Genomic DNA, 26,352 nt, shown 5'->3' with positions numbered 1-26,352 from the left:
GCATCAGCTCCCGTGACCAGCAGAGGTCAGGTGGACCGGGCTGGGCTGCGCGGGCGGGCCGGGGACGACGGCCATGAACTCGGCGGCCAGCGCCAGCGCCACAGGGACGAGCATGAGCAGAGCCAGGGCGAGGATGCGGCGTGAGGTGTTCATGCATCAACTGTCACGAGCCAGTCCTAGAGGGACCACAGGTGAGCATGAGAGTTCTCTTATGTTGAATGACTTCGCGAAACAGTAATATTTATAAGTCTTTAGTGGTGGGTGGGGCGTGCCGTGCGACGCCGGGGCGGGATGTTTCCGTCGCGCAGCCCCGCGGGCGGGTGCACTCTGCGCGTCCGGGGACATGTCGTTGCGGGTGGGGACATGTCGTCGCGGATGGGGACATTTCTGTGTGGGCGGGGACGTTCGACGCCGTCGGGGACGGGAATCCTGTCCCCGAACGCGCGGACTGTCCCCGGCTGGAGCGGACCGCACCCGGCCGCATGGAATGTCCCCGCCTGTGGTGGAGGCGTCGTCGCCTCTGGCCGCCGCGGAAGCGCGCGATCTGATCCAGTCCTGCTGGACCTCGGTGGGGAGCCGCGCGAGAGTCGAGATTGGAGAGGGAGGGAGCGGGGAACGGTGTCCACTCGGGCAGAAAAGATCCATGAGTGACAAACCAGATCTATCTCTGGTACATCTAACGGGTGTCCAAGGCTCTGGGTTCTTCTACGGAAATTGCTCCTCTTCCCTCGGTGGAAGGAGGATTCCAGACCGTTCTGGCTGACCCTCCGTGGCGGTTCACCAATCGGACCGGCAAGGTCGCTCCCGAGCACCGCCGTCTGGGCAGGTACGGGACGATGTCCCTCCAGGAGATCAAGGAGCTCCCGGTCGGTGACGTGACCGCGGCGAATGCCCACCTGTACCTGTGGGTTCCCAACGCCTTGCTTCCGGAGGGCCTGGAGGTGATGCAGGCGTGGGGATTCCGCTACGTCTCGAACATTATCTGGGCGAAGCGGCGCAAGGACGGTGGACCGGACGGCCGCGGCGTTGGCTTCTACTTTCGCAATGTCACGGAGCCGATCCTGTTCGGTGTCAAAGGGTCGATGAGAACGTTGGCACCGGGGCGCTCAACGGTCAATATGATCGAGACGCGCAAGCGCGAGCACAGCCGCAAGCCCGACGAGCAGTACGACCTCATTGAGTCATGCTCGCCGGGTCCGTACCTGGAGATGTTCGCCCGCTACGCGCGACCGGGCTGGTCCGTGTGGGGCAATGAGTCGGATGAAGAGATCACGCCGCAGGGTAAGGCTCAGCGGGGGTACGCCGGCGGCGATATCGATTCTCTGCCGGACGTGGAGCTCAATGAGCAGATGAGCGACTGGCTCTCGGATCACGTCGCCCGGATCCTGGCAGATGAATATGCGAAGGGGGCGTCAGTTCAGCAGATCTCGACTCAATCGGGCTATTCCACCGCGCGGGTACACGACCTTCTGACCAGGGGAGGCGTGGAGCTGCGAGAGTGAGGGCGTTCCACGCCGTCGGGGACAGGAGTCCGGGCGCCCTGTGAGTGAGGCGTCCCAGGCTGGAGTAGACCGCGCCCGACCATGCGGAACGTCACTGAAAGCGCCGCATCAGTGCCGCTGCGGCGCTGCCTTAGGGGGCAGGCTTGAAACCTGACTTGGCTCATTGTGGGGTGGTTGGGTTGCTTGGGGGCTGGTTGTTGTTGGGATTGTGGGGGTTGCGTGGGTTGGGGTGCGCACTAACGTGGGGGTATGAGTCCGTACGTTCGCACGGTCAGGACGGCGTCGGGGGCCCGTGCGGTGCAGATTGTGCACTCCTTCCGGAAGGGGGCGCGCAGCATCGAGCACATTGGCTCGGCCCATGATGACGCTGAGCTGGCGGTGCTCAAGGAGGTCGCCAGGCAACGGCTCAACGCCGGCCAGCTCAGCTTCGACCTGCTGGGCCTGAACAGTGAGAACGACGCAGGTTCTGCGCCGCAGGAACCGGCTGGGGCGGGGTGCGTGGCACCTATCGCCTCCAACCGGATGGGAGTGCTCCTGGAGGCCCTGGAGGTGGCTTGGAAGGCGGTGGGGCTGGACAGGCTCGATGGTGCTGACGAGGTCTTCCGCCAGCTCGTTACCGCCAGACTGATTGAGCCGACCAGCAAGCAGGACTCGTTGCGGGTCCTTACCGAGGCGGGCCTGTCACCGGTGTCCTACGCGACAGTCAAGCGTCATCTGCCCAGCTACGCCGCTGAGGACTTCACCCGGAACCTGTCACGCCTGCTGGCCGGGTACGCCCGCATCGGCCGGGCCTCGCTGGTCCTGTTCGACGCGTATGACCCTGTACTACCGGGACCGACAAGGCCGACGGCTTTCGCGAGCCGGGCTTCTCCAAGGAAAGACGCCTGGAGCCGCAGATCACGGTAGGGCTGCTCACCGACGAGACAGGGTTCCCTCTACGGGCCGGGGCCTTCGAAGGGCAAGCAAGGCCGAGACCGCCACCATGATCCCGATGATCAACGACTTCATGGACGCCTACGACCTCGACGACGTGGTGGTCGTGGCTGACGCCGGGATGATCAGCGCCGCCAACAAGCAGGCCCTGGCCAGGGCCGGCCTGTCCTACGTGCTGGGCTCACGCACCCCCGCGCGTCCCCCACGTGATCAGCTCCTGGCACGACAACCACCCCGACCAGGACGTCCCCGACGGGCTGACCCTGACCCAGCCCTGGCCCGCCGGCCCCAGTGACCAGCGCCGCGACGAGACCATCTACTACCGCTACAGCGCCGACAGAGCCCGACGCACCCTACGCGGGATCGACACCCAGGTCGCCAAGGCCGAGAAAGCCGTCGCAGGAACGATCCCCGTCAAGCGCAACCGCTTCGTGCACCTGTCCGGCGCCACCCGGAGCATCAACCGCGACCTGGAGAAAAGGGCCCGCACCCTGGCCGGGTGGAAGGGCTACGTCACCAACCTGCCCAACCCCGACCCCGAGACAGTCGTCAGCGCCTACCACCGCCTGTACAACATCGAGAAGTCCTTTGCGTATGTTCAAGTCCGACCTGCGAGCACGCCCCATCTACCACCACCTGCGCCAGTCCATCGAGGCCCACCTGACCATCGTCACCGCAGCCCTTGCCATGGCCCACTGGCCGGAGACCACCACTGGCTGGTCCATCAGACGCCTGATCACCACCACACGCCGCTACCGCACCATCACCATCAACATCGCCGGGCACACCCTCACAGCCGCTGACCCCCTCCCACCCGACCTCACCCAAACCCTCCACAACATCCACCACGACACTAAATGAGCCAACTCAGGAGGCGCTGCCTTAGGGGGCAGGCTTGAAACCAATGACCTTGCCGTCAAACTTGTTGTAACCGATGATGAGGTCAGGCTTGGCGATGATGAGCGAATCCCCGTTCTTCCAGTCGATCCCATTGAAGGTGATCTCTTCGCCGGTCTTGATGTTCATAAGCATAGTCAGCCCGTTGATATCGCCACGGCCCAATGTTGCCAATCTAACGATGTCGCTGCCCTGAGGGCTTGTTGCGACGGATGCACATGGTGGTGAAATCCAGTCGTAGGATAAGCCGCTACTGTTGTCGGGTGGCTGGATGCTGATAGGCTTTCCATCTTTCGGTTTGAGTTTCGTGATGCACCCATTCGAGTTGACTTTTGATGTCAGTTTCGCTTTGCTATAGTCCCGGTCCTTGAAGTACGTGCGGTACTCCTCGGCGGTGATGAGTTCGCTCTCGCCTATGACAACTTGTTCGTCTAATGTGATTGTCTCGGTAAAGCTGCTCCGCTTCTTGCCCGTAAAGTCGTATATCGTCACTTTGTACGTGGTTGACCATGGTGAATCGCTATCGGTGTCGTCAGCCTCGGACTCGCCATTCTTTACCTCGAAGGTCCCCCAACCATCCTTGAAGAAGGTGCTGGTGAGGTCAGAGTCAACCTTGGAGCCTCCGCCCAGGATGAGTGTCTCGCCGTTGTCGATGTTGATGATGGCGTTGTACACCCAGGCGTAGCGCCGACCTCCTCTGGTAAGGGTGGAATCATTGCGATAGTAGGTTTTGGAGGACATCTCTCCAGTCCCGGGGATCTTACGTGTCCACTTCTGCTTCGCCGGGGAGTCCCAGGCGGTGCAATTGTCGCTCGAATTGCAGGAGATGGCGATGTTGTCGGCGATAATCGCTGACTTCCCCTCTTTCCAAGGGGCTGAAGAAACTTTTCCAGTTTTCATATCGATGAGGGACGACTTGTAGACGAGCGTGTTGTTGCCCCAGGTCTGAAAGCCCGGCGTGGGTCGGTAGCTGGATGTCAGGTCCTCGTCGTCGAGGGTCGCTTGCCACACCTCCTCCATGTTGTCGCCCAGAGGTGTGTAGCCGGTCAGAGTGCCGTCGGACGTGTCGAGCGTAAGAAAATGACCACCGATCACGTAGGGGTCCTTGTTGGCTGCGACATCGGCACTCCAGGCTTTGCTCGCACCCTTCAGCCATGCCTCTGATGGGGTCACGAATGGAGATGCCAAGGAGACCTCGCTGCGCCCCAAGAAGTACCAGGCGGCCGCACCTCCAGCGCCCAGAACGAGAAGGACCGGCAGAACGACAGCGACCACCTTGAGCAGGCGGCGCTTCTTCGGGGCTTGCACCGGCGGCGCATACATCGGTGTCCCATAGGCCGGTGCAACCGGCTGACCCGCACCGTATGCCTGCCCCGAGTCATAAGCCTGGCCGAGGCCCACTCTGTGTTCCGACGGCCCCCGGCTCGGCACCCCGGGCGGCATCGCGGTCTGCTGGTCCAGGGGCTGATCCGCCGCCTGCATCGAGGGCGCAGAATACGCCTGGGCATCCGGCTGCAGCGCGACGGCCTGTGCCGCCGCAACGGGCTGCGCCGCCTGAGAGACCTGCGGGGGCGAGCCCTGCGGACCCTGAGGCTCCACGGCCCCATACCCTTGAGCGGAGGACCCATGAAGCGCCCCTCCCCGCGGTGCCGCTCCGGACGCCCCCAGCTGATGACCGCCATACTCCTGAGGAACCTGCGCGTACCCGGAACTGGTGGGCGCCGCCTGCTGGGGCACCGCCCCCATCGTCCCAGCAGCTGCCCCCACCGCCATCGTCGGAGCCATCGGGCCGATGTCGCCCGGGACAGGAGACGGCGTTGGTGGCGCCGGCTGAGCGCCACGACCAGCCTGGCGCGCCAGCACCTCCCGCACGACGGCGTCGTCGGACCGCTCCAGTATCTTGCGCACCCGAGGCGGGATCGACGGGTTGGTCGCCAGGATCGAGTGCAGATCGGGACGGGTCTCGGCGATCCGCTCGAGGTCCTGCGGCGAGGCGAACCTGCTGAGCGCCGTCGTCGCGTCGTAGTCGCCAGCAGAAGGTGAGTGCCCCGTCGTCATGTCTCCCGAGCCTAACGAAATCTATGGCTCGAGGTCACAGAATGGACACACCAGCCTCCCGCCCAAACCGGCGAAATGACGCGGCCGGCGGGCCGGTGCGTCAGTCGACGATGCCGTAGAGGCGGTCGCCGGCGTCGCCCAGACCGGGCACGATGTAGGCGTGCTCATTGAGGCGCTCGTCGACCCCGGCGGTCACCACCGTGACGTTCGCGCGCTCGCCGACCGCATCCTCCAGCGTCTTGACCCCCTCGGGCGCGGCGATGAGGCACAGCGCGGTGACGTCGCGCGCCCCGCGCTCCAGCAGATAGTCGATGGCGGCCACGAGGGTGTGACCGGTGGCGAGCATGGGGTCGACGACGAAGCACTGGCGGCCCGAGAGGTCGTCGGGCAGGCGGTTGGCGTAGGTCTCCACCTCCAGGGTGTCCTCGTCGCGCTTCATCCCCAGGAAGCCGACCTCCGCCGTGGGCAGCAGGCGGGTCATGCCCTCCAGCATCCCCAGGCCCGCGCGCAGGATCGGCACCACGATCGGCCGCGGGTCGGCCAGGCGGCGGCACTGGGCCAGCGCCACGGGGGTGCGGATCTCGACCTCCTCGGTGCGCACCTCGCGGGTGGCCTCGTAGGCGAGCAGGGTGACGAGCTCGTCCACCAGCTGGCGGAAGACCGCCGACGGTGTCCTCTCGTCACGCAGGACGGAGAGCTTGTGGTCGATGAGGGGGTGGTCGGCAACGTGGAGGCGCATGGGGACAGCCTAATGCCGCAGCCGGGTTCGCACCGTCACAACGCGTGCTGGTCTCGTGCGCGCCACGGCGGGGTCATGTCGCTCCGACGGGCTGGAAGCAGCGCTGGCGTCGGAGGCGCCGCTGAGATCTCGCGGTGCTGACTGTGTTATGTCCAAATCGGACACAAAGGACGCTTCGCGTTCTTCAGGCCTGCAACAGAACCCCGGAATCATGCGGTTTCATTTCGCCCGTTTCAGTCCGGCAAAGCCCTTTGTATCCAATTTGGACATCGGGCCCGCTGTAGGGGCCGTTTCGGCCACCGCGCGCCGCCGCATCCCGATGCACAACCCCGCCCCAACCGGTCCCAGACACCCAACGTCTCTCTCATGGGTGGCGGGTCCGCCCGCAGGCCCCGTCCCGCGTTGCACGGTCGGGGACATTCCGCGCGGCCGGGTGCAGTCCGCACCGGGCGGGGGCATTCGACGCCGCCGGGGACAGGAATCCGGTCCCCCGACGCGTGAGATGCCCCCGGCTGGAAGGAAAAGTCACCGGCCGCGCAGGATGTCCCCGTCGGCGGCCGGGCGCAGGCCCGGGGTGTACGGCTGAGCTCAGGCCTGAGAGCGACCAGGTTCAGGCTCGGGCGCGCAGCCAGGCCAGGACAGCTCGCACACGCCGGTTCTCCTCGCCGGGCTGCAGGTCAAGCCCCCGGAAGATGTTCGCCACATGCTTGGCCACCGCCCCGTCGGAGACCACCAGTCGTTCGGCGATCTGCGCGTTCGACAGCCCTTGCGCCATGAGTTCGAGCACCTCCTGCTCGCGCCGCGTCAGCCGGTCGAGGCCCGCTCCACCCGGCGCCGCACTCGCGATCCCACCCGAGGGAGTCGACGATGAGGCTGCTGCGGCCGGCACCGGCCCCCGTGCACCAGACGCTGTCGGTGCCGCGCTCGATCCTGCACCCACCATCGCCCCCACATCCTCACCAGTCCCGCAACCGGTCACCACCTGTGTGGTCTCCTGCGTGGAACCGGTGGCCCGGGCCGCCTTGATGAGGTGGGAGACCACCTCCGGGTCGATGACCACCCCGCCGCCCACGACGATGTCGAGCGAGTGCAGGAAGTCGGCCACCCGCCCCACGCGCTCCTTGAGCAGGTAGCCCACAGCGCCCCCGCTGCTAGCACTGGGAGCTCCCGGCCCGGCCGGGGAGGTCGGCGACTCGGTCTCCTCGAGCAGATCCTGCACGTAGGGGCCGGCCACATAGGCGCTCAGCACCACCACCGGCAGCCCCGAGTAGGTCCGGCGCAGGTCGATCGCCGCACGCAGCCCGTCATCCGTGCCAGTCGGCGGCATACGCACATCGGTGACGACGACGTCGGGCAGCTCCCCGGCGGCGGCCAGACGACCGACCTCGGTGCGCAGGGCGTCGGCGTCGGCCACCTGTGCCACGACCTCGTGCCCGGCCGTGGTCAGCAGTCCGGCCAATCCCTCGCGCAGGAGGGCGGCGTCGTCGGCGAGCAGGATCCTCATGGACACATCCTGCCTCACCCGGCCGGATGGTCGTCCTGCGGCTCGTCCGTCCGCCCGTCCTGCGAGTTCTCCGTGCCCCACGGAGGCGTCAGCGGTGCTGTGATCGTCACCTGCGTCCCGGCGCCTTCGGGAGAACTCACCTCCAGCCGCCCGCCGATGGATTCCACCCGCTGCGCCATACCGCGCAGGCCGGTGGCGTTCTCTCGCTCCGGGTCGGCCCCGCCACGCCCGTCATCGGTGATGACGGTGCTCAGTCCGGCGCTCGTGCAGCGCAGCGCGACTGTGGCGCGCGAGGCCCGGGCGTGCTTGGAGGTGTTCGTCAGTGCCTCGGCCACCGCGAAGTAGACGACTGTCCGCACCGGCTGCGAGATCAGGGCCAGGTCGGCCTTCTCCGCCTCGACGACGACGCTGGTCGGCAGCGGGGCCCGTCCCGCCAGGTCCTTCAGAGCCGGTGCCAGTCCGCGCTCGGACAGCACCGCCGGTCGGATGCCGCGCACCGTTTCACGCAGGTCCTTCAGGGCGGACTCCGCGCGGTCCTGCGCGGTATCGATCCCCTCCAGCAGCGCGGTCCGGGACGTGGAGGCGGCGTCGTCCTCGGGCAGGGACTCAGCGGCCAGGCGCAGACTGCCCAGGTTCATGGCGAGGGCGACGAGCTCCTGCTGGGTGCCGTCGTGCAGGTCTCGCTCGATGCGAGTGCGTTCGGCCTCGAAGGCGTCCATGAGGGTGGCTCGGCTGGCCGTGAGGTGGCCGACCTCGGCGGTCAGCTGCTCGAGACGCTGCGTCTCGCGTTCACCCGACAGCGCCTTGACCAGCAGCAGCCGTAGTCTCCCCAGTCCCCAGAGCGCGCCGAGAAGGAGGCTGAGGGCGATCAGGCCGACTGGTAGCAGCAGCGGGGCGGACTGCAATCCGGATACCGCTATCTCGGAGCCGCCGAGGTCCACCCTGATGGGGGCCTCAGAGGATGACATGAAGGGCGCCAGCACGCTGACGGTGAGCAGGGCTCCAAGGAGCGCGGTCAGGAAGAACGACGCCGTGCTCAACGCCATGCCTCCCACGCACAGGGGCAGGTCCTGGCGCCAGAACTCCACGTGAGCGACGCGTGCCAGCAGCCACGGGCTCCTACGCCGGTTCTCCTTGCGGCCTGACGGAGCGTCGGTTCCCAGTCTGCGTGCAACGGCGCGCTCCAGCGACGCCCCCAGGGGGACTGTCAGGTGGAACAGCAGGATGGAGGGCACGAGGAGAACAGCCATTGGCATCCACAGTGCGGCGTGCAGGAACTCCCAGCCGATGATGCTGATCCACCGGAGGCTCTGGCTCGGATGGCGCTCCGGCGAGGAAGGGGCGGGCTGCGGGCCTGCCGCGGATGGGACGGTTGCGGATGTGTCGGCAGCAGATGGAACGGGGATGGTCCTGTCCTCCGGGCCCCCTATGGGTGCGGTCGTAGGAAGGTCGGGGAAGAGGGGGTCGAGTGATGATGCTGAGGTCATGCCGACGACGCTAACGGGCCCGGCCCTGGGGGTGCACTCGTGCTGGCTCCCCAGTACTTGCCGCATGTGCGCCCCGGGGTGGTGCTGGCACTCCCGAGGTGGTGCGCGCTCGACCGGGGGTGAGGTGGAGTCGGCCCGACTTGAAGACGGGAGCGGGTACCAGTGCGCCAGCGACCGGTGATGAGTGAACTGGTGAGCATGAGCCTTGACCTGTTTCGTTCGCCCCTGTCCTATCCCTGCGCCGTCGACGTCGCAGGCCTTCTCTCGCCGGTACCGGCCCGTTTCCAAGGGCTCGCTCGCACCGAGGTGCTTGGGGTGGTGACGATCTGGATGCACGACCCGCTGGCCAGGATGAGCGACGCCGAGGTGCGGACCTGGCTGCCATCGGTCCTGGTCGCGCTGCTGATTATCGTGGGGCCCTGGCTGAGGCGTCCGGCCGTGCGATGGGGGCTGGGCGCCCTGGTGGGAAGCCGAGCGGTATCCGTCCTCATCTGGATCGTCCTTGCGGTCGCAGGGGTTTGGGGGCTGTCATGATCCGTCGTCAGGGCCATCCCGCCGCAGTCAGTGCCGACCATCAGGGGCCGCAGGTACCGCCGGCCATCGAGGTAGCCGGACTCACCCGAGTCTTCCGCGTCCAGGGCCGCCGCAACGCCGATGTCATCGCGCTCAACGGTGTTGACCTCTCCCTGCCCGTCGGCAGCTTCACCGCTCTGGTCGGCGCCTCCGGCTGTGGCAAGTCCACCCTCCTGCAGTGCATCGCCGGGCTCGATGCCCCCACCGACGGCACCGTCCAGCTCCTCGGTACCCGGACGAGTTCGCTACGTCCCCGGCCCGCTGCCCGCTTCCGGGCTCGGCACGTCGGCTTCGTCTTCCAGGATGACAACCTCGTCACCTCCCTGTCCGCGCGCGACAACGTGTCCCTGCCCGGCCGCCTGCGTCGCAAACCCCTGAGCCGCAGCGCCGTCGACGATGCCCTCGAGCGTGTGGGTTTGAGCGAGCAGGCCCGCCACCTGCCTCATCAGATGAGTGGTGGTGAGCGTCAGCGTGTGGCCATCGCCCGCGTTCTGGCCTCCCGCCCCGACATCGTCTTCGCGGATGAGCCCACGGCCGCCCTCGACGTCGTCGCCGCCGCGACCGTTCTCGACTGGCTCGCCGAGCTCGCCGGAGGCCCCGGTGCTGTGCCTGGCGTCGTGCCCGCAGCTTCTGCCCCGAAGCCGGCCACCGTCCTCATGGTGACGCACGATGCCGCAGCCGCCGCCCGGGCTCAGCACGTCCTTGTCATGGACGCCGGCCTCCTCGTCGCCTCTCTCCCCGGGGGCGACCCCGCTGCCGTCTCCGACGCTGTCCTGTCCGCCCGCGGTGCCGGAGGTTCCCGATGATCCGCCTGCTCCTGTCCGACCTTCGCCGCCACGCCGGCTCCTGGGCGTGGACCGCTGTCGTCGCCGTCGTGGCCGCCTCTGCCATCGCCGGTCAGTTCCGGGTCGCCCATGGAGCCTTCGCCGCTGCGGAGGCTGCTGGAGACCCCATGATGATTGATGGGGCCGAATCCGTCTCAGGCATTATCATCATTGGGGTCGTCTTTGCTGCCGTGACTGTTCTGTCCTCTACCAGCAGCCTCGCGGTCTCCCAGCGTGAGCGCGACCACGGGCTGTGGAAGGCCCTGGGTATGAGCCCCTCCATGGTTCGCCTGGTCATCCAGGGCCAGCTCTTCGCCCTTGGGACGCTTGCCTCTCTTGTCGCGGTGCCGTTGAGCCTGCCCATCAGCCGGTTCATGATGCACCGGCTCATCTCCGACGGGGCCGCCCTGCCCGGCGCGGTGCCTCAGTGGAAACCCGCCGACCTCATCTGGACCGCGATCATCAGCGCCGGCACCCTCGTCATAGGTGGTCGAGCTGCCGCCAAACGGGCCTCACACACTCCAGAGGCCCTGCTCCTGCTCGGGTCGGGTGGGCAGAGAGCACAGTGGAGTGCGGGACGAGTCCTCAAGGGTCTCCTGCGGTTGTTCTGGGCTGCTGCCGCCGCGGCTGGGTGGGTCGCCGAGTTCCTCGTCATCCGCAGTGGGGAGAATCAGGACGTCTTCATGAGCCTTTTCGGCGGCGTCCTGTGTGGGTTGATGTTCGTGTGCCTCCTGTGCGGCTGGATCAGCCCGGCCCTGGAGCGCCTGCTCGCTGCTCTCATTCCGGATCCCGGTGTCGCCTGGCACGTCGCCGGACGCACCTGCGCCCTGGAGTCGCGCCGCTCGGCGGCCACCGTCCTGCCCTTCGTGGTGACGATCGGGCTGGTCGCCATCGCCTTCGGCCCGGCATCGGCCTCCTCCGAGATCACCGTCACGGGCTTCACCTCCGTGTTCGGGTTGCCCTTCCTCGTGTCCTGGACCGGGGGCGTGGCCGTCATCGCTATGAGCGCGGGCCGACGTCGCCGTGACGCCGCGCTTCTGCGCGCAGCCGGGGCCATGGAGCGCGATGTCCTGGCCATTGAGGTCCTCGAGGGAGTTCTCCATGCCGCCGCCGCGACCGTCCTCGGCCTGTTCGTCACCCTGTCCACGGCCGTTCTGGTGGCGGAGGCCATGCACAGGCCGCTGGCCAGCATCGTGGTGGGGTTCCCCTGGGCGACGCTGGGCCTCGTGTGCGCGGCGACCCTGGCGACCACCTGCCTGGCCGTCGTCGTCTCCGCCCGAGCCGGGGCACTTGCGGGCGAGCAGAGCCTGGGGCAGGTGCTGCGCGCCCGCGACTGACCTTCACCGCTGGCGTCGGAGTTGCCGCCGGAGTCGCGCTGCGGTGACTGCATGTGTCCAAATCGGATACAAAGGACGCTTCGCGTTCTTCGGGCCTGCAACAGAACCGCGGAATCATGCGGTTTCGTTTCGCCCGTTTCACTCCAGCCAAGTTCTTTGTATCCGATTTGGACATCGGGCCCGCTGTAGGTGCCGTTTCGGCCACCGCGCGCCGCCGCATCCCGATGCATACCCCGACCAAACCTGGGCCATACACCTAACGTCTCTCGCGCGGGTGGCGGGTCCGCCCGCAGGCCCCATCCCGTGCTGTGCGGCCAGGGACATTCCGCGCGGCTGGGTGCGGTCTGCTCCGGTCGGGGCATTCGACGCCGCCGGGGACTGGATTCCGGTCCCCGCACGCGTGAGATGCCCCCGGTGGGAAGGAAGAGTCCCCGGCCGTGCAGGATGTCCCCGTCGGTGGCCGGGCCAGGGCGCCACGCGCACGTCGGGCGGCCCACACGTGCCAGTTGGGCCCGGCGCGAAAGGGACGACATCGCGCCCGCCTGCGGGGCTAGGTTGCTGACACCGACCGCATCGAAGGAGAACTCATGGCCAACGGCTCCGCCCCCACCATCACTCTCAACAACGGCGTCGACATCCCGCAGATCGGCTACGGCGTCTTCCTGACCCCGCCGGAGGAGACCGAGCGGGCCGTGCTCGAGGCCTTCGAGGTCGGCTACCGCCACGTCGACACCGCCCAGGCCTACCGCAATGAGGAGGGCGTGGGCGCGGCCGTCGCCGCCAGCGGACTGCCCCGCGAGGACATCTTCCTGACCACCAAAGTGTGGATCTCCAACGCCGGGGAGGAGCGTGCCGCCCGCTCCATTGACGGCTCCCTGCGCCGCTTGGGCACCGACTACATCGACCTGCTGCTCGTCCACCAGCCCTTCGGCGACTACTACGGCACCTACCGCGCCATGGAGAAGGCCCTGGCCGCAGGCAAGGTCCGCGCCATTGGCGTCTCCAACTTCTTCCCCGACCGGTTCGTGGACCTGGCGCAGCACGTCGAGGTGCCGCCGGCCGTCAACCAGATGGAGACCCACGTCTTCAACCAGCAGGCCGACAACCGCGCTTGGTACACCAAGTACGGCACCGCCCTGGAGTCGTGGGGCCCGCTGGCCCAGGGCCGCAGCAACATCTTCACCCACCCGGTGCTCACCGCCGTCGGCGAGAAGCACGGCAAGACTGCCGCCCAGGTGGCCCTGCGCTACCTCATCCAGCTCGACATCATCGTCATCCCCAAGACGGTCCACCGCGAGCGCATGGTCACCAACCTCGACGTCACCGACTTCCAGCTCGACGACGCCGACATGCGGGCCATCGCCGCCCTCGACGAGGGGCAGGGCGTCGTCAACCACTACGACCCCGCCTTCCAGGAGCGCCTCGCCTCCTACACGGTCGAGGCGGACTGACCTCGGGCCGCTGGTGGCCGCATCTGGCTACCGGCGGCCGCATCCGGCGGGGACCTTTTCTCCCGGGCGGGGGCATCCTGCGCGTGCGGGGACGGGATTCCTGTCCCTGACGGCGTCGAACGTACCCGCCCGGAACGACACGCACCCGGCCGCGTCGAATGTCCCCGCCAGTGTTGGGGGTGCACTGAGAGACGGCGGTGGGCCGGGGCTGCCGGGAGACGGCGAGCGGGGCCGGGGCAGCCCCGACAGCGGGCGCCGGCGCGCGCCTCAGAGCCGGCGGGAGAACCGGGACTCGCTCTTCTCGGAGGTGCCCACGTACTCCAGCCAACGCTCGTAGTGGTCGAGGACGTCGTGGGCCACCTGGTCGGAGTTCCAGTCGACGACGTCGTAGCCCTGGCCGCCGCTGTGCGGGCGCACCTCAAGGCGCACCGTGAGGTCGTCGGCCTCGTGGACTGCGAAGCCGTAGGCGGGCACCGGCGTGACCACCATGCGCACCACGTAGCGGAAGGAGTCGATGGAGCTGGACTGCTCCTCGCCGCTGTCGGTGGCCGGGTGGGAGGAGACCACCAGGCTGGCGCGCCCCAGGAAGGTGCGCTCGTCGTCGGGGTCCTGCGCCTCGGGGCCCTCGACGAAGACTTCGGCGGAGACGTTCTCCTTGCGCAGCTCGGTGGCCACCGCCTCCAGAGCCGGCACGATGCGCCGCTCCATGGCGTTGCCGGCCTCGTCGGGGGAGACCGAGTTGAGGGTGTGCGTCAGGCGCTCGCGCCAGGGCGTCTGCTCCAGCCCCGCGGCCGAGCCGTTGAAGCCCAGGGCCCGGTTGCGGTCGGCCCGGCTCAGGGCCTGGTTGTAGGTGTCCTCGGTGCTCAGGGAGCGCCACAGGGTGTACATGATGAGGATGAGGACCCCGGAGAAGGGTAGCGCCATGACGATGGTGGCCTGCTGCAGGATGGGGATGCCGCCGGCCACGAGCATCGCGATGGTGAGGATCCCGGTCAGGGCTGCCCAGAAGATCCGCAGCCAGGCGGCGGCGTCCTGGCGCGCCGAGCGGATGCGGCTGGAGAGGTTGGCCATGACCAGGGCGCCGGAGTCGGCGCTGGTGACGTAGAAGAGGATCCCCACGAACAGCGCCAGGGCGATGAGGATCTTCTGGCCCGGCAGGTGCTCCAGGATCCAGTACAGCCCCTGCTCGGGGCGCTCCAGGGTGATGTCCCGGAACTCGCCGTTGCCGCGGATGACCAGGTCCAGGGCGTGGTTGCCGAAGATCGCCACCCACATGAGGATGTAGCTGAAGGGCAGCAGGAGGCTGCCGAGCACGAACTGCCGGATGGTGCGCCCGCGTGAGATGCGGGCCAGGAACATGCCCACGAAGGCCGCCCAGGCGATCCACCATGCCCAGAAGAACAGGGTCCAGGCGTTGAGCCAGTCCTCGGGGCGGTTGTAGGCGTAGGTCTCCAGCGTCAGCTGCGGGAAGCGGGTGAAGAAGTCGCCGATGGAGCCGATGAGCGCGTCGATGAGGAAGGCTGCGTCACCAGTGACGAGCACCCACAGGGCCAGGCCGATGGCCAGCAGCACGTTGATGGTGGACAGGACGCGCACGCCCCGGTCGACGCCGGAGACGGCCGAGACGGTGGCCATGATGACGGCCAGGGCGGTCAGCCCGATCTGGGTGGGGAAGCCCTGCGGCAGCCCGAACAGGATGTTGAGGGCCACGTTCAGCTGGACGACGCCGACCCCCAGCGAGGCCGCGATGCCGAAGACCCCGCCGACCAGGGCCGCGGCGTCGACGATGTCACCGATGACGCCCTCGGTGTGCCGCCCCAGCAGCGGGCGCAGGGTGGAGCGCAGCGTGAGGGTGTCGCGGCGTCGGTAGGCGAAGTAGGCCATGGCCAGGCCCACCAGGGCGTACAGGCCCCAGCCGGAGATGCCGTAGTGGAACAGGGACAGGACGATGGCCTCGCGGGCGCGGGCGGCCGGGGGGATGGCCTGGGCGTCGCCGGTGGGCGGGTGCACGTACTGGTCGACCGGCTCGGCGACGGCGAAGAACAGGATCTCGGTGCCGATGCCGGCGGCGAAGAGCATGGCCGTCCAGGCGAAGGTGGAGAAGTCGGGCGTCGAGTTGTCCGGGCCCAGGCGGATGCGCCCGAAGCGGGAGAAGGCCAGGCCCAGGATGAAGACGAGCGCAGCCGTGATGAGCAGGATGTAGAAGGAGCCGAACCAACGGCTCGTCCAGGTCACGGCCGCCCCGAAGGCGCTCTTGACGAGGTTGGGGGCGACGAGCGCGGCCAGAGCGACGATCGCGATGATGGTGGCCGACACGAAGAACACCACCGGGTTGAGGGGCTCCTTGCCGGGCAGCTTGCCGAGCAGGGCGCCGGGGAGGGACCCGCCGGGGAGCCGCAGCACTGAGAAGCGGTCCGACGACGGGGCCGGCCGGGTTGAGTCCTTGGAGGGGCCGTCTGGCGCGGACTCGCTCTCATCGCTCGATTCGGGGGACCGGCTCACCGACCTGCTCCGTTCTTCGTGGGGTCTTCGCGGGGGCTTCTATGGGATCGTGGCGGGGCTTGGGGTGCTGGCCCGGGGTGCGGCGCCGGGGCCGCCGGGGGCCGCGGGGGCAGGCGACTGTCCGAGCCCGGGCATGTCGTCGGGAGCCTATAACGAGATAATGAATTCGTGACGTCTTCACCTTCTTCTGCGCAGCCGCCGAGCCCGTTCAGCCCGGGCTCCGACGCCGGCGCGCCCGGCGGGTGGGCGGGCGTCGCCGCGGGGCGGGGTGGCGGCACGGTCATCAAGCCGACCCTCAGCCCGGCCGCCGGCCCGGTCATCGACGCCGCCATGCTGCGCGCCCTGGAACTGGCCCGGGCGGCTGGTGAGGCTGGGGAGGTGCCGGTGGGTGCCGTCGTGCTCTCGCCGGAGGGGGCGGTCCTGGCCGAGGCCGCCAACGCCCGCGAGGCCGAGCACGACCCGACGGCGCACGCCGAGATTCGCGCCCTGCGTGCCGCCGGCGCCGCTCTGGGCGACTCCCACCTGGACGGCTGCACCCTCGTGGTCACCCTCGAGCCGTGCACCATGTGCGCCGGCGCCATTGTCCTGGCCCGGGTGGCCCGACTTGTCCTGGGGGCCTGGGAGCCGAGGACCGGGGCCTGCGGCTCGGTGCGCGACGTCGTGCGCGACACCCGCGCCAACCACCAGGTTGAGGTGCGCGCCGGCCTGCGCGCCCAGGAGTCCCAGGACCTCCTGACCGCCTTCTTCGCCGACCGCCGCTGACGGGGCCCCGCCGGCTGGGCCTGCCGGGCTCGGTGGGGTCGCTGGGCCGGCCGGGAGCGACGTCGGTCGTGACTGATACCGCAGGACGTCGCGTTGGGGAGCGGGGCAACGTCCGTGTAACCTCGTGGGCGAGGTAGCGTGTCCGAGCGGCCGAAGGTGCAGATCTCGAAAGTCTGTGTGGTTCATAGCCACCCTGGGTTCGAATCCCAGCGCTACCGCCACCACGGGAAAGGCCCGTCGCCGCAACGAAAAGTCGCGGTGACGGGCCTTCCTAGTTCCCGGCCGATCACACCGCCACGGGCCGAATTGCCCACATATTGCCCACAATCTCCGACGTCGTGGCGCTACCCAAAGCATCAAGAGCACCGGCCACGGCGTCCAGGTCATCAGGGAACAGGTCTGCGTAGACGTCGAGCGTCATCGCCGCCGACCGGTGCCCCAACATCGTCTGAACCGCCTTCACGTTCGCACCCGAGCTGATCGCCAACGACGCCGCCGTGTGCCGCAGATCGTGCAGCGTCAGAGCCCCGAAGTCCCTGGCCCCCTCCTCAAGCACCAGCGCCGGCCCCTCCAGCCCCTCAGCGGCCTCCAGCGCCTCCCACGTCGCCACGTCCACCGCACCCGTGGCCGCCAGCCCGTGACGGGCCTGCCAGGCCCTCACAGCCGCTACCGTCGCCTCCCCGTAGACAGGCCCCCGCGCACTCGTGGCCACGCCCACCGCAGCCTGCACACGCTCCACAGCGGTACCCGCGAGCGCCCGGGCGGGCGCCAAGAACCGCCGACGGATGTAGTTGCCCCGCAGAGGCCCGCCCAGGGGCGAGGAGAAGGCCTCACGATCCGGTGCCTTCCCCGCCAGCTGCGCCCCAACCACCGGCGCCAGGAACGCCGGGAACGGCACCGACCTGATTCCCTGCGCCGTCTTAGGCGTCCCCTCCACAAGCCGCCCGGCCACCTCCGACACCGTCCTACGCACCGTCAGCCGCCTCCGCAGCACGTCGACGTCCTCCACGCGCAAGCCGGCCAGCTCACCGAACCGCAGCCCCGTCCACCCCAGGACCAGGAACACCGGCCCCAGCTCCCCGGCGCACACGGCCAACCGCGCCAGCTGCTCGACGTCGAGGTACGTCCGACGACGCCGCACCACCTTCGGCAGGCGCACACCGGCAGCCGGGTTCACGACGATCTGCCGATCCGTCACCGCATCCTGCAAGATCTTCCGCAGCGCCCCATGCGCCGCCTGCACTGTCGACGACCCCGCCCCGCCGGCCACGAGCTCACTGACCCACGCCTGCACCGCCGAGGCCCGCACATCACCCACGGCCACACCACCCCAGCGCGGCAGCACGTGCACCCGCACCGCAGACTCATCCATCACCGCCGTCTTCGGCTTGACCACGCCACGCCTCCGCTCAAGCCACGGCCCGGACAGGTCACCGACCGTCACCCGCCCCGCGCTCGCGGGCACGTAGGCCCCCATGGACTTGGATACCTCGACGGACGCCGCGAAGGCCGCCGCGTCCGCCTTCCTCCTGAAACCGCGCTTGTCGGTCTGACGGCGCTCCGGAGTGCGGTAGCGCACCCTCCACCGCTTCTCGCCCTTCGCTGTCCTGTACGCCTCTATGGTCGCCACTGTCGGCCCTTCCTGACTGCCCCACCAGCTTCGTCAGCCGCCTACTGGGGTGGCCGTCGTGCGGTAGGGGATGCGGGGTGCCCGGGACTGCGCCGGGGCACCTTCCGGGCCTGGCGGCGTGCGCCGTAGTCCCGGGCCGTGGCGGGGGACCGACCACCCGCCTCCGGCGCTGTGAGGCAGCCGCCGGCCACCTCACCCGAGAGGACCGCCCGTGGCCACGCCCCCATGCCTGTAGCGGGGCCGGCGGCCGACGGTGGGCCTCTCACGGAGACGTGCGAGCACGCCCCCACTAGCAGGACGCGCACGACACGCCCCACCACCCGCAGCGGGAGCCCACAACCCAGTTCACCCCGCCAGCAGGACTCACATGTTCAAGATGTCCTCACCGGTCAGAGGGGCGTTACCCGCCCTCTCTTCGGCCCACAGTTCAGAAACACTGGTTGCTGCTACTTCGGCGGCGCTTCGGAGTGTGTAAGAGGCTAGCGCTGCGCTCGCATCCTCAGGATCTAGGTCGCCAAGGGTTTCGGCATCCTCGGCATCAAGGTCTGCTACCTCTGTTCGCGCAGTTGCGAAGTCGGCAAGCCTCCACCCCAGCTCTTCGTGCGCCCGTTTGAGGTCTCGGATCGCTGCGCGAGCCGTGTAAGGACCACCGACTCCGCGCAGGAGTAGGTCGACGGTCACTCCTAGTGCCACAGCCAAAGTTGGGAGCTCTGAAGCACGTAAGGCCCGCTCCCCGTGCTCGATGTTCCACACCGTGGTCTGGGTCCACGCCATGCCATCAGTCGAGGACACACGTTCAGCCAAAGCCGACTGTGACAGTCCTGCTTCCGCTCGCGCGCGAGCAACAAGCGCGCCGATGCGTTCGTCATCCACCTTAGCCACCCTGCAATCGTAACTGTTGACTGCAATACCGCATAGACAACACGATATCAATGTTAGAGCAACACGAAAAACGTGTTAGTATGACACTGATCTCGAATCAGGTCATTCGATATGGAGGTTGCCATGCCTGATCCCGCTGCCCCGCTGTCCGGCCTGTCGGGCACCCTGTCACCCAAGGAAGCCGCCGACTACCTCGGCTACGCACCCCAGACACTCGCCGGCTGGCGCTTCCAGGGCCGAGGCCCCCGCTACCTCAAGCTCGGAGGCGGCAAACGCGGCAAGATCCGCTACCGCCTCGAGGACCTCGACAACTACCTCGCCGAGTGCGTCACCGACCCCGCCAGCGTCCTGGCCGACGCCTGACCCGACAGGCGCACCACGATGACCACCGGCACCACCCCCGCGCTCGCGGCCCCAACCGCACCAACACCGGCCGACCTCGCCCCAGCCGTCAACCCCGTCGATGCGCGTACGGCTCTGGCACTTCTGGGCCTGACCAACGCCTACGAGCTCGACACCCCCGCCCTCAACGCCGCAGCCGCCCGCGCCCTCGAGGCCGCCCGAGGCTGCGACCTGACCACCGCCGAGGCCGCCCGCATCATGCGCACCAACCGCCAAGCCGTAGAAGCCATGTGCCGCACCGGGCTCCTCCCTGCCTACCAGCTGCCCGACAACGGCCACTGGCGGATCCGCCGCACCGGCTTCGACACCATCCGCGCCCGCCTCAACCACGGCCGCACAGCACCAGAACCCACCACCGCAGCCGTCCCGCGCTCGCACCGCAGCCGAAGCCGCAGCAGGACAACCAACAAGACGACCCCCGCGCCAGTCAGCAACGCGGGGGCCTGACCCAAGCCAGTAGATCGGATCACCACAATGCTACCCCCAACCACCTGCACCCCCGCCAGCACACCCAGCTACTCCCACCCCGAAGGCGCCCGCCCGGACGTCCTCGCCGGTTCAGGACGACTCGACTCGCCCGTGGCCACGACAAGCTCCGTGACCACGAACGACGACCACGGCCGCGGACGATGGGGCAACCCCGACGACGCCGAGCCCACGCCAACGGCTTCATCCCCCACCGGCCACCTGCCGTGGTGCCACCCCACCGCCTGCCTCCCCGGCCAGCACATCGCCGACCTCGGCCCCGTCCCCGGCACCGGCGTCAACACACCCGTGAGAATCACCGCGATCTGCAACCTCGACGCCCCCGTCCTCGTGATCCCCGACGTCGTCATCGACTCACCCGAGGCAGCCCAGCACCTACGCACAGCCCTGGATACCTACACCCGTGCCCTCGAGGCCTACCAGACCGCAGGGACGTGGACACCACGATGACCCTCACCACCCCCGCGCTCGCGGCCCCAACCGCGAGCAGCAGGGCTGAACACTCCGGCCCGACGGCCGGCACCCACGGAGTTCCCAACCACCCCATCCCCACCCGCCTTGGAGAACCCCTCAACCCGCACCAGGAGGCAACCCCTATGAGCCTGCACTACTACGCCACCCCCACCACCGCCTGCCCCACCGTCGACAGCATGGCCACGCTCGACGCCCTCGGCATCAAGTTCGGCGTGCGCCAGCAGAGCACCGAGTACTTCCTCGACGAGCTCCCCAACCACAAGCAGCGAGCGCTCCGTGACGTCGCCACCATCCACATCCAGCACGGCCACGCAGTCCTCCTGCGCGTCGCCCCCGACCTACTGATCTCCGACCTGCCCGCCATCGCCGTATGCGCCTTCGACGTCGCCGCCCACGCCGACCAGTGGACGACAGTCGCCATGCAGTGCCCACACCTAGACCACCAGGACTGCCAGGTCATCGGTGTCGCCATCCCAGCTACCGCCCGCCTCGACGAAGAGCTCGAAGCACTCACCGCCGCCACGCAGCCAGCAGCGACCACCCACCAGGAGATGGCGACCTTATGAGACGCCGCAGACCAGCCCCCGCCCCATGGGAGGACGTACCCATGTTCGACCTCCCCACAGCCGCTCCACGGCCACCAGCCACCGCAGGCCCCACCACTCTCCGCCCCACATGCCACGTGGTCGCGCCGGCCGTCGGCCTGACCGTCGACACCACCACCCGTGACGACCTTGCCCACGCCCTGGCAACGCCCGCCATCACCATCGAGCGGGACACCCAGCCCATCCGCTACGTCGAGGACGACAACGCCCCCGAAGGCATCCGCCGCCGCATCGGCACCATCAACCTCCACACCGCAGACCGCATCGAGGCACTCGCCGCCGCCGACCTACCCGCCGACGAGCTCCCACGAATAGCCACAGCCGCACTCCATACCCTCACCCACGGCGCCCCTACCTTCACCACAACCCCGGCCACCATCGCCGTCTACGCCCCCATCCTCATGCCCGACGACCCTCGAGACCTCGAGGAGCACGACGCATGACCACCACCCCCGCGCTCGCGGCCCTGCCGATGGGGCCTGCTGCGGTAGCCGCCAGTGGCCGCCGCAGTTCCGGCAGGAACCTTGCGATCGCTGCGAGCAAGTGGGAGTGGCTGGACGCCGTCGAGGCGCCCACAAGCCCGCTGGAGCCCTCCGCCCGGCACGTCGCGTGCGTCCTGGCTCGCCGAGCCGGCGACGTGCGCGACGCCTGGGCGCCCCAGCAGCGCCTCGCCGAAGCCACCGGGATGAGCCGGCGCAACGTACGGCGAGCGATGGGCCGGCTCGAGGCCACCGGATTCCTCGCCCTCACCGCCAAGGCCTCCCAGCACCGCGCACCCCGCTACACCCTCACCATCCCACCCGTTATCGGTGCCAGTGCCGATGACGTCCAGGTCCTCACCGCCAGTGGTGAGACCATCCCCATCGGTGCCAGTACCGATCGCCCCGAGGACACCACAACAGCGTCTCCGACCACCACGAGCCCTGTGGATAACCACGCCAGAGAGGACACCATGTCCTCCCTGAACCCAGCGGCGCTTGTGGATAACCCCACCCAGGGCGGACACCATGTCCCCTCTGAGTGCTCCAGGGAGGACAAATCTGCACTCCAGGGAGGACACCATGTCCTCCGATCAGACCAAGATCAAACAATCCCCCTCCCCCCTACCCCCCTCAACCAACCGGAGCGCGGGCACGAGCTCGACGACGGCGGGCGGGAGGAGAGCACCTCAACGGCCGCCGGCTCCGCCGGGGCCGCGAGCGCGGGGGATCCGGGCGAGAGTCGGGACGCCGTCGACGTCGTCCGTCGCCATCGGTGCGCTATCGGGCTGCGCGTCGACGTGGCGATGCTGGTGGCTCCGCTCACCGCTCGGGGATGGCGTGCCCGGGACATCCAGCTGCTCCTGAGTGACCTGCCACCCGACGCCGGTCCTGGGCTGCTGGTGCGCGCGCTACGGGCCGCCGTGGCCACGCCGCCACCGTCCCGCAACCGCAGCCCGGACCGGTACTGCCCGACCCATGACCGCCCCCTGACCCGCAGCGGCGTGTGCCCCGCTTGCCGGGCCGATGAGATCGCCGCCGTGGCCACGCCACCCCGACGCGCACCTGCCCGAGCTCTCGCCCGGGCCTGACCAACAACACCAGGAAGGAACCCCCACCGTGCGACCCAACACCCCTGCCTTCACCCACCTTCGAGACGCCATAGACGACCTCACCGGCGGCACCCACCGCCATCAGCTCGACGTCCTCGCAGCCACGGGCTGCGCCGGCCTCACACTCATCTCCGAGGCCCCAGCCGTGGCCACGCTCGCCGCCGACCTGGCCGACCTCGACCCCGCCGACAGGCGCCGGCTACGCACGGAGATGCTCGACGCCCTCACCGCCACCCGGAACGAGCGCGTCAAGGCCGCAGCAGAGTTCGACGCCCTGGCCTCCCTGGGCGCCGAGGCCCTCGCCAACGCCGCCTCCGCCAGCGCCCCAGACGGCTTCAGCACGGCCGCAGCAATGTGGGCCGCCGGCACCGCGGCCCGCCCCGCCGTCACCGAGCAGGACGCCACGACGGCGCTGCTCGACGTCACCACCAAGTAGGTGCCGGCTCCCCGGACCATGCCGGGGACCGACACCGTCCGATCCCACACAACCCCGCTGCCCGTACCGCAGCACGGCTGAAAGGAAACACACCATGACACCACCGCCCACACTCCGATTCACTCAGCGGCACCTGGAAGAGATCGCCGCAGACATCAGACGCCCCACCACCACCGACCTGCTCGCAAGCGGAGACGAAGCCGTCACCGACTACGCCCGCCAGGTGAGCCGCGCCCTCCTCGCAGAGGGTTACACGGCCAAGGACGTCAATGCCGCCAACAACCGCATCTTCTCGGCCTACTCCGGAGCGGTGCAGGTTGCCAAGCGCCTCACGTCCCCGAACACCACCGCCACGGCCTCTGACCTAGCCGCGGCCATGCCAACCCTGTGAGGAGAACCATGCAGCGCAACAGCACCGCCATCGACCGCCAGAACATCTCCGTGCTCCCCACCGACGAACGGATCTTCCCGGCTGACGTCGTCGCCCTGGCCAGGAAGATCGACGCCCTCGAGATCCAGTGGGAGGAGACCCACGTCGCCGCCAGCAAGGAGGCGTGTGAACAGAACCTGAAGAGCGCCGAGCTCCTTGACGCCCAAGCCCTCAAGAACAAGATCCTGGCCGGCGATACCGAGGGACTCGACGCCACCCCGAATGTGGACCGGGCCCACCGGGAGAACCACGCCGCCTCCATTACCGCCACCGCCACCCACGCCGCCCTCGAGGAGAGCTACCGCCGCCTCTGCGACCTGATGATCGAGCACGCCGACAAGATCATCGCCAACGCAAGAGCTGAGTTCCAGTCCGCAGCCGATGCGTATCAGGAAGCTCTGAACTCGGCAGAGACGCAGTGCAGGAACGCTGCTGCGCAGTTCGACGCCAACGTCGGGCTGCCCCGTCTCATCACGGCGCTTCAAACCCGGAACAGGGCCATGGGATTCGTCCCCGAGCAGATCGCGGTTCCCGAGCTCGACCTGTCCAAGCAACACGCCCTGCTCGAGCGCCAGCGCACACTCATACGGGTGCGCGAGGATCTGCCTGCCTACACCGGCGTCCAGCACGGACATAACGGGATCGACTTGCCCGTGAACGTCCTGGTCAAAGAGCCAGCCTTCTCCGAATCCGGCCAGAGCCTCGTGCCCAACGGCGGCAGGATCACCATGGACGACGGCGTCGAGCTCACCGTCGAGCGGTTGCAAGAGATCAAGAGCGCTTGGCGCGACCTCGAACAGATCTACCGCTGACACCACCGCGCGCCATCTCGCTCGTAACCGTCGCACAGACGTTCGACTCGAGGAAGTGGGCGGGGTGGGGACCCCGTACCCCACCCCGCCCCACTACCGTGAGATGCTGTTGTTTTTTCTGTGTACGGGTCTGGCAATCTCCAGACTTGGACTTTTGCCTGTGATGCTGCGGAAAACTGGAGGTGCTTCCGTGTGGTCGGGAAGTGGGGTGGTGGTCAGTTCGCGCTCTTCGCGATTCCTCGGAAACGGATAATCCCTTGGAATCACTGAGGAAGGGGCTGAGGGGGAATCCCGTCTTGCGGCGCCGGAGCGGATGATGAGGTCTCTCCGGATTCGACGGAGTCGTGGTCAGTTTCCGTGACATCCTGAGTCCCGTTGCCTGTGCTCTCTCCCGCGCTGCTCTGCTTGGTGCCGTCCTGGCCGTGCTCGTCCGACTCGAGGTGTTGAGAGTCATCCGACTCACGAAGCTGTTGCATGCTGCGACGAAGCATCGCGTTGAAGAGTCCCCTGGCGGCCGCTCGCGTGGCAGATCGTTCCTCCTGATACTGCCCAAGCTGATTCGCCCACCTGATGCGTATACGGCCGTCGGGACCCACGCGAGCGAGATACTCATCGCTCCTGACGGGGGCCCAGAACACGCCGTCCCCGCCAGCCTCAATCACCCGCATCGTGCCTGGTGCGAACGGCGGGAAGCGGTCGTTAGTGTCGTCGTCATCGAAGCGGATGCTTACCGAGACTGCCGGGCCGGAGCCGTAGTTGTGCACCACGACCTGCACTCCGGTGTCTCCAGGGGCGAAGGTCTTCACAACAAGGATTGGCGCTTGCAGCTTGAGGTTGTCTGCATGCACCTTCGCTGCGAGCCGGTTCGCCTCAGCCGCAGCACCGCTTGCTTCCTCGGCGGTCCTGTTCGCCGTACGTGCAGTGATGATGCTCCACAACGACAAGCCGATGCCGCCAAGGCCCACGACCAGCGCCACAACGACTCCGGCGGCAGCCCAGAACGTCTCGTCCACGCCAAGAGCATAGACCGTGCCCACATATTGCCCACAACTCTCGCCAACTACTCGCAGTTACCTAGTGCTTCGCTGTAGCAGAAACGTTGAGATAGTGCCGAAAAGCGAAAGGGGTGGACCGTGCTGCAACCCTCTGCTACTACGTGGTTCATAGCCACCCTGGGTTCGAATCCCAGCGCTACCGCCACGGGAGGGCCCGCCGAGCAGCCAGGAGCTGTACGGCGGGCCCTTCGCGTTGCCGGTTGCGGCGCTGCCCGTGTTGATGGCCGGTGGCTGCTCGACGTCGTGAGACGCCTGTACTGCACGAGGGCCGGGGTCACTGGGGGAGGGGCGGGTGTACTCCACGGGGGTCGGGGGCTCGTCCAGTACGCACAACCCCCGGCCAGTAGATCCTCACCCTCGTGGAGTCGCCGCCTCATGCGGCCCGTTGCCGCTCGCTGCGGCCCCGTGCCCCGACCCGGCCGCCGGAGCTCTTGGTCCCTCATGTATTCGACGTCGGGCCGTACTCTTGGCCTATGAGTCGCCGTCCCCACGAATCCCGAACCCTGTCCCGTTCCCGCATTCAGGCCCCGCACCCCCACGCCTCCGAGATCGCGCCGCGTGCGGCCGCTGACCTCTATTCGCTCCTGTGCGACGCCATGGTCGCCGCTGATACCAAGGCGATTGATGCCCTGCTCACCGACTACTGCGTCCTGACCCACATGACCGGCTACCCCCAGCCCAAGGTCGAGTGGCTCGGCGACATCGCCAACGGCGCCATGCGCTACCACGACCACGAGGTGGTCTCCGTCCAGCCCGACACCATCGCCGGCTTCCCGGTGGTGCGCGGCCGCACCCGCACCACGGCCACCCTGTGGGGTGGGCGCGGCACCTGGAACCTCCAGATCGTCGGATACGTGGTGCCCGACGCCGACCCCGACACCGAGCGCAACCCCACCGGCTTCCGCTTCAGCCGCCTGGACGCCTCCACCTGGTGAGGCCCCTGCCCGGCTGGTTGCCCTCCGGGCTGGTGAGCCGGCCGG

General features: G+C 68.3%; 25 protein-coding genes, 1 tRNA gene and 1 pseudogene. 18 read left to right on the top strand and 9 right to left on the bottom strand.

Features of this window, described 5'->3' with window-relative positions; genetic code table 11:
- Positions 1–3: 3 nt before the first annotated feature.
- Positions 4–153, bottom strand: a complete 150-nt coding sequence (locus tag FK267_RS13375; protein ID WP_170198562.1) for a hypothetical protein — start codon at positions 151–153, stop codon at positions 4–6.
- 530 nt (positions 154–683) lie between these two features.
- Between FK267_RS13375 and FK267_RS00735 the strand changes: the two genes are divergently transcribed.
- Together FK267_RS00735 and FK267_RS00730 are read left to right on the top strand one after the other, a co-directional pair.
- Entirely contained in the window at positions 684–1,502 is an 819-nt protein-coding gene (locus FK267_RS00735; RefSeq protein ID WP_141405832.1) for an MT-A70 family methyltransferase, read from the top strand.
- A 249-nt stretch (positions 1,503–1,751) separates the two neighbouring features.
- A pseudogene (locus FK267_RS00730) lies at positions 1,752–3,296 on the top strand (IS1634 family transposase).
- A gap of 21 nt (positions 3,297–3,317) precedes the next feature.
- Here the strand turns inward: FK267_RS00730 and FK267_RS00725 are convergent.
- From FK267_RS00725 to FK267_RS00710, 4 genes are all read right to left on the bottom strand, one after another.
- The gene (locus FK267_RS00725; RefSeq protein WP_141405831.1) at positions 3,318–5,390 is read right to left on the bottom strand and encodes a variant leucine-rich repeat-containing protein; all 2,073 of its coding nucleotides are present in this window, start codon (positions 5,388–5,390) and stop codon (positions 3,318–3,320) included.
- Between the two features lie 100 nt (positions 5,391–5,490).
- Positions 5,491–6,129: a uracil phosphoribosyltransferase gene (gene upp, locus FK267_RS00720; RefSeq protein WP_003788190.1), complete on the bottom strand. Its 639-nt coding sequence runs from the start codon at positions 6,127–6,129 to the stop codon at positions 5,491–5,493.
- 610 nt (positions 6,130–6,739) lie between these two features.
- Positions 6,740–7,633 carry a response regulator transcription factor gene (locus FK267_RS00715; RefSeq protein WP_141405830.1) on the bottom strand — a complete coding sequence of 298 codons (894 nt, stop codon included), beginning with the start codon at positions 7,631–7,633 and terminating at the stop codon, positions 6,740–6,742.
- Between the two features lie 14 nt (positions 7,634–7,647).
- The gene (locus tag FK267_RS00710; RefSeq protein WP_232622458.1) at positions 7,648–8,883 is read right to left on the bottom strand and encodes a sensor histidine kinase; all 1,236 of its coding nucleotides are present in this window, start codon (positions 8,881–8,883) and stop codon (positions 7,648–7,650) included.
- Between the two features lie 429 nt (positions 8,884–9,312).
- Here FK267_RS00710 and FK267_RS13535 point away from each other — a divergent pair, with 429 nt between their 5' ends.
- The 4 genes from FK267_RS13535 to FK267_RS00690 all read left to right on the top strand — a co-directional run bounded on the left by FK267_RS13535 (position 9,313) and on the right by FK267_RS00690 (position 13,305).
- Positions 9,313–9,654 (top strand): hypothetical protein, encoded by a 342-nt coding sequence (locus tag FK267_RS13535; protein ID WP_249039327.1) that lies wholly within the window; start codon positions 9,313–9,315, stop codon positions 9,652–9,654.
- The gene (locus FK267_RS00700; RefSeq protein ID WP_081386032.1) at positions 9,651–10,499 is read left to right on the top strand and encodes an ABC transporter ATP-binding protein; all 849 of its coding nucleotides are present in this window, start codon (positions 9,651–9,653) and stop codon (positions 10,497–10,499) included. The genes FK267_RS13535 and FK267_RS00700 overlap by 4 nt, the downstream gene beginning before the upstream one ends.
- Positions 10,496–11,854, top strand: coding sequence for an FtsX-like permease family protein (locus tag FK267_RS00695; RefSeq protein ID WP_141405828.1), 1,359 nt, complete (start codon positions 10,496–10,498; stop codon positions 11,852–11,854). Before FK267_RS00700 ends, FK267_RS00695 begins: the two co-directional genes overlap by 4 nt.
- A 587-nt stretch (positions 11,855–12,441) precedes the next feature.
- On the top strand, positions 12,442–13,305 hold the full coding sequence (locus FK267_RS00690) for an aldo/keto reductase (RefSeq protein WP_141405827.1): 864 nt from the start codon (positions 12,442–12,444) through the stop codon (positions 13,303–13,305).
- Between the two features lie 267 nt (positions 13,306–13,572).
- On the opposite strand, the gene betT is transcribed toward FK267_RS00690, so the two are convergent.
- Positions 13,573–15,807 (bottom strand): choline BCCT transporter BetT, encoded by a 2,235-nt coding sequence (gene betT, locus FK267_RS00685; RefSeq protein ID WP_141405826.1) that lies wholly within the window; start codon positions 15,805–15,807, stop codon positions 13,573–13,575.
- A 168-nt stretch (positions 15,808–15,975) separates the two neighbouring features.
- Between betT and FK267_RS00680 the strand changes: the two genes are divergently transcribed.
- Both FK267_RS00680 and FK267_RS13370 read left to right on the top strand, forming a co-directional pair.
- Positions 15,976–16,569 carry a nucleoside deaminase gene (locus FK267_RS00680; RefSeq protein ID WP_198498113.1) on the top strand — a complete coding sequence of 198 codons (594 nt, stop codon included), beginning with the start codon at positions 15,976–15,978 and terminating at the stop codon, positions 16,567–16,569.
- 132 nt (positions 16,570–16,701) lie between these two features.
- A tRNA-Ser gene (locus FK267_RS13370) sits at positions 16,702–16,790 on the top strand.
- 65 nt (positions 16,791–16,855) lie between these two features.
- Here the strand turns inward: FK267_RS13370 and FK267_RS13530 are convergent.
- Complete coding sequence (locus tag FK267_RS13530; protein ID WP_141405825.1) at positions 16,856–18,148, bottom strand: tyrosine-type recombinase/integrase; 1,293 nt, start codon at positions 18,146–18,148, stop codon at positions 16,856–16,858.
- Between the two features lie 414 nt (positions 18,149–18,562).
- Entirely contained in the window at positions 18,563–19,081 is a 519-nt protein-coding gene (locus FK267_RS00670) for a helix-turn-helix domain-containing protein (protein WP_170198561.1), read from the bottom strand.
- A 123-nt stretch (positions 19,082–19,204) separates the two neighbouring features.
- Between FK267_RS00670 and FK267_RS00665 the strand changes: the two genes are divergently transcribed.
- From FK267_RS00665 to FK267_RS00625, 9 genes are all read left to right on the top strand, one after another.
- Positions 19,205–19,444 (top strand): helix-turn-helix transcriptional regulator, encoded by a 240-nt coding sequence (locus FK267_RS00665; RefSeq protein ID WP_141405823.1) that lies wholly within the window; start codon positions 19,205–19,207, stop codon positions 19,442–19,444.
- A gap of 18 nt (positions 19,445–19,462) precedes the next feature.
- Positions 19,463–19,930 carry a helix-turn-helix domain-containing protein gene (locus FK267_RS00660; RefSeq protein ID WP_141405822.1) on the top strand — a complete coding sequence of 156 codons (468 nt, stop codon included), beginning with the start codon at positions 19,463–19,465 and terminating at the stop codon, positions 19,928–19,930.
- A 27-nt stretch (positions 19,931–19,957) separates the two neighbouring features.
- Positions 19,958–20,419 (top strand): hypothetical protein, encoded by a 462-nt coding sequence (locus FK267_RS00655; RefSeq protein ID WP_141405821.1) that lies wholly within the window; start codon positions 19,958–19,960, stop codon positions 20,417–20,419.
- A gap of 146 nt (positions 20,420–20,565) precedes the next feature.
- Entirely contained in the window at positions 20,566–21,009 is a 444-nt protein-coding gene (locus tag FK267_RS00650; protein WP_141405820.1) for a hypothetical protein, read from the top strand.
- 41 nt (positions 21,010–21,050) lie between these two features.
- Entirely contained in the window at positions 21,051–21,491 is a 441-nt protein-coding gene (locus FK267_RS00645) for a hypothetical protein (RefSeq protein ID WP_141405819.1), read from the top strand.
- Positions 21,488–22,618: a helix-turn-helix domain-containing protein gene (locus FK267_RS00640; RefSeq protein WP_141405818.1), complete on the top strand. Its 1,131-nt coding sequence runs from the start codon at positions 21,488–21,490 to the stop codon at positions 22,616–22,618. Before FK267_RS00645 ends, FK267_RS00640 begins: the two co-directional genes overlap by 4 nt.
- Before the next feature lie 28 nt (positions 22,619–22,646).
- The gene (locus FK267_RS00635; protein ID WP_141405817.1) at positions 22,647–23,075 is read left to right on the top strand and encodes a hypothetical protein; all 429 of its coding nucleotides are present in this window, start codon (positions 22,647–22,649) and stop codon (positions 23,073–23,075) included.
- Positions 23,076–23,169: 94 nt separating this feature from the next.
- Positions 23,170–23,466, top strand: coding sequence for a hypothetical protein (locus FK267_RS00630; protein WP_141405816.1), 297 nt, complete (start codon positions 23,170–23,172; stop codon positions 23,464–23,466).
- A gap of 8 nt (positions 23,467–23,474) precedes the next feature.
- Positions 23,475–24,317: a hypothetical protein gene (locus tag FK267_RS00625; RefSeq protein ID WP_141405815.1), complete on the top strand. Its 843-nt coding sequence runs from the start codon at positions 23,475–23,477 to the stop codon at positions 24,315–24,317.
- A gap of 263 nt (positions 24,318–24,580) precedes the next feature.
- On the opposite strand, the gene FK267_RS00620 is transcribed toward FK267_RS00625, so the two are convergent.
- Entirely contained in the window at positions 24,581–25,330 is a 750-nt protein-coding gene (locus FK267_RS00620) for a hypothetical protein (protein ID WP_141405814.1), read from the bottom strand.
- Between the two features lie 515 nt (positions 25,331–25,845).
- On the opposite strand from FK267_RS00620, the gene FK267_RS00615 reads away from it, so the two are divergent.
- Positions 25,846–26,307 (top strand): nuclear transport factor 2 family protein, encoded by a 462-nt coding sequence (locus FK267_RS00615; protein ID WP_075378011.1) that lies wholly within the window; start codon positions 25,846–25,848, stop codon positions 26,305–26,307.
- Positions 26,308–26,352 lie beyond the last annotated feature (45 nt).

Origin of the sequence: Actinomyces oris (genome assembly GCF_006546825.1) — a bacterium.
Taxonomy (GTDB): Bacteria; Actinomycetota; Actinomycetes; order Actinomycetales; family Actinomycetaceae; genus Actinomyces; species Actinomyces oris.
This window is presented reverse-complemented; position numbering and strand designations above follow the sequence as displayed.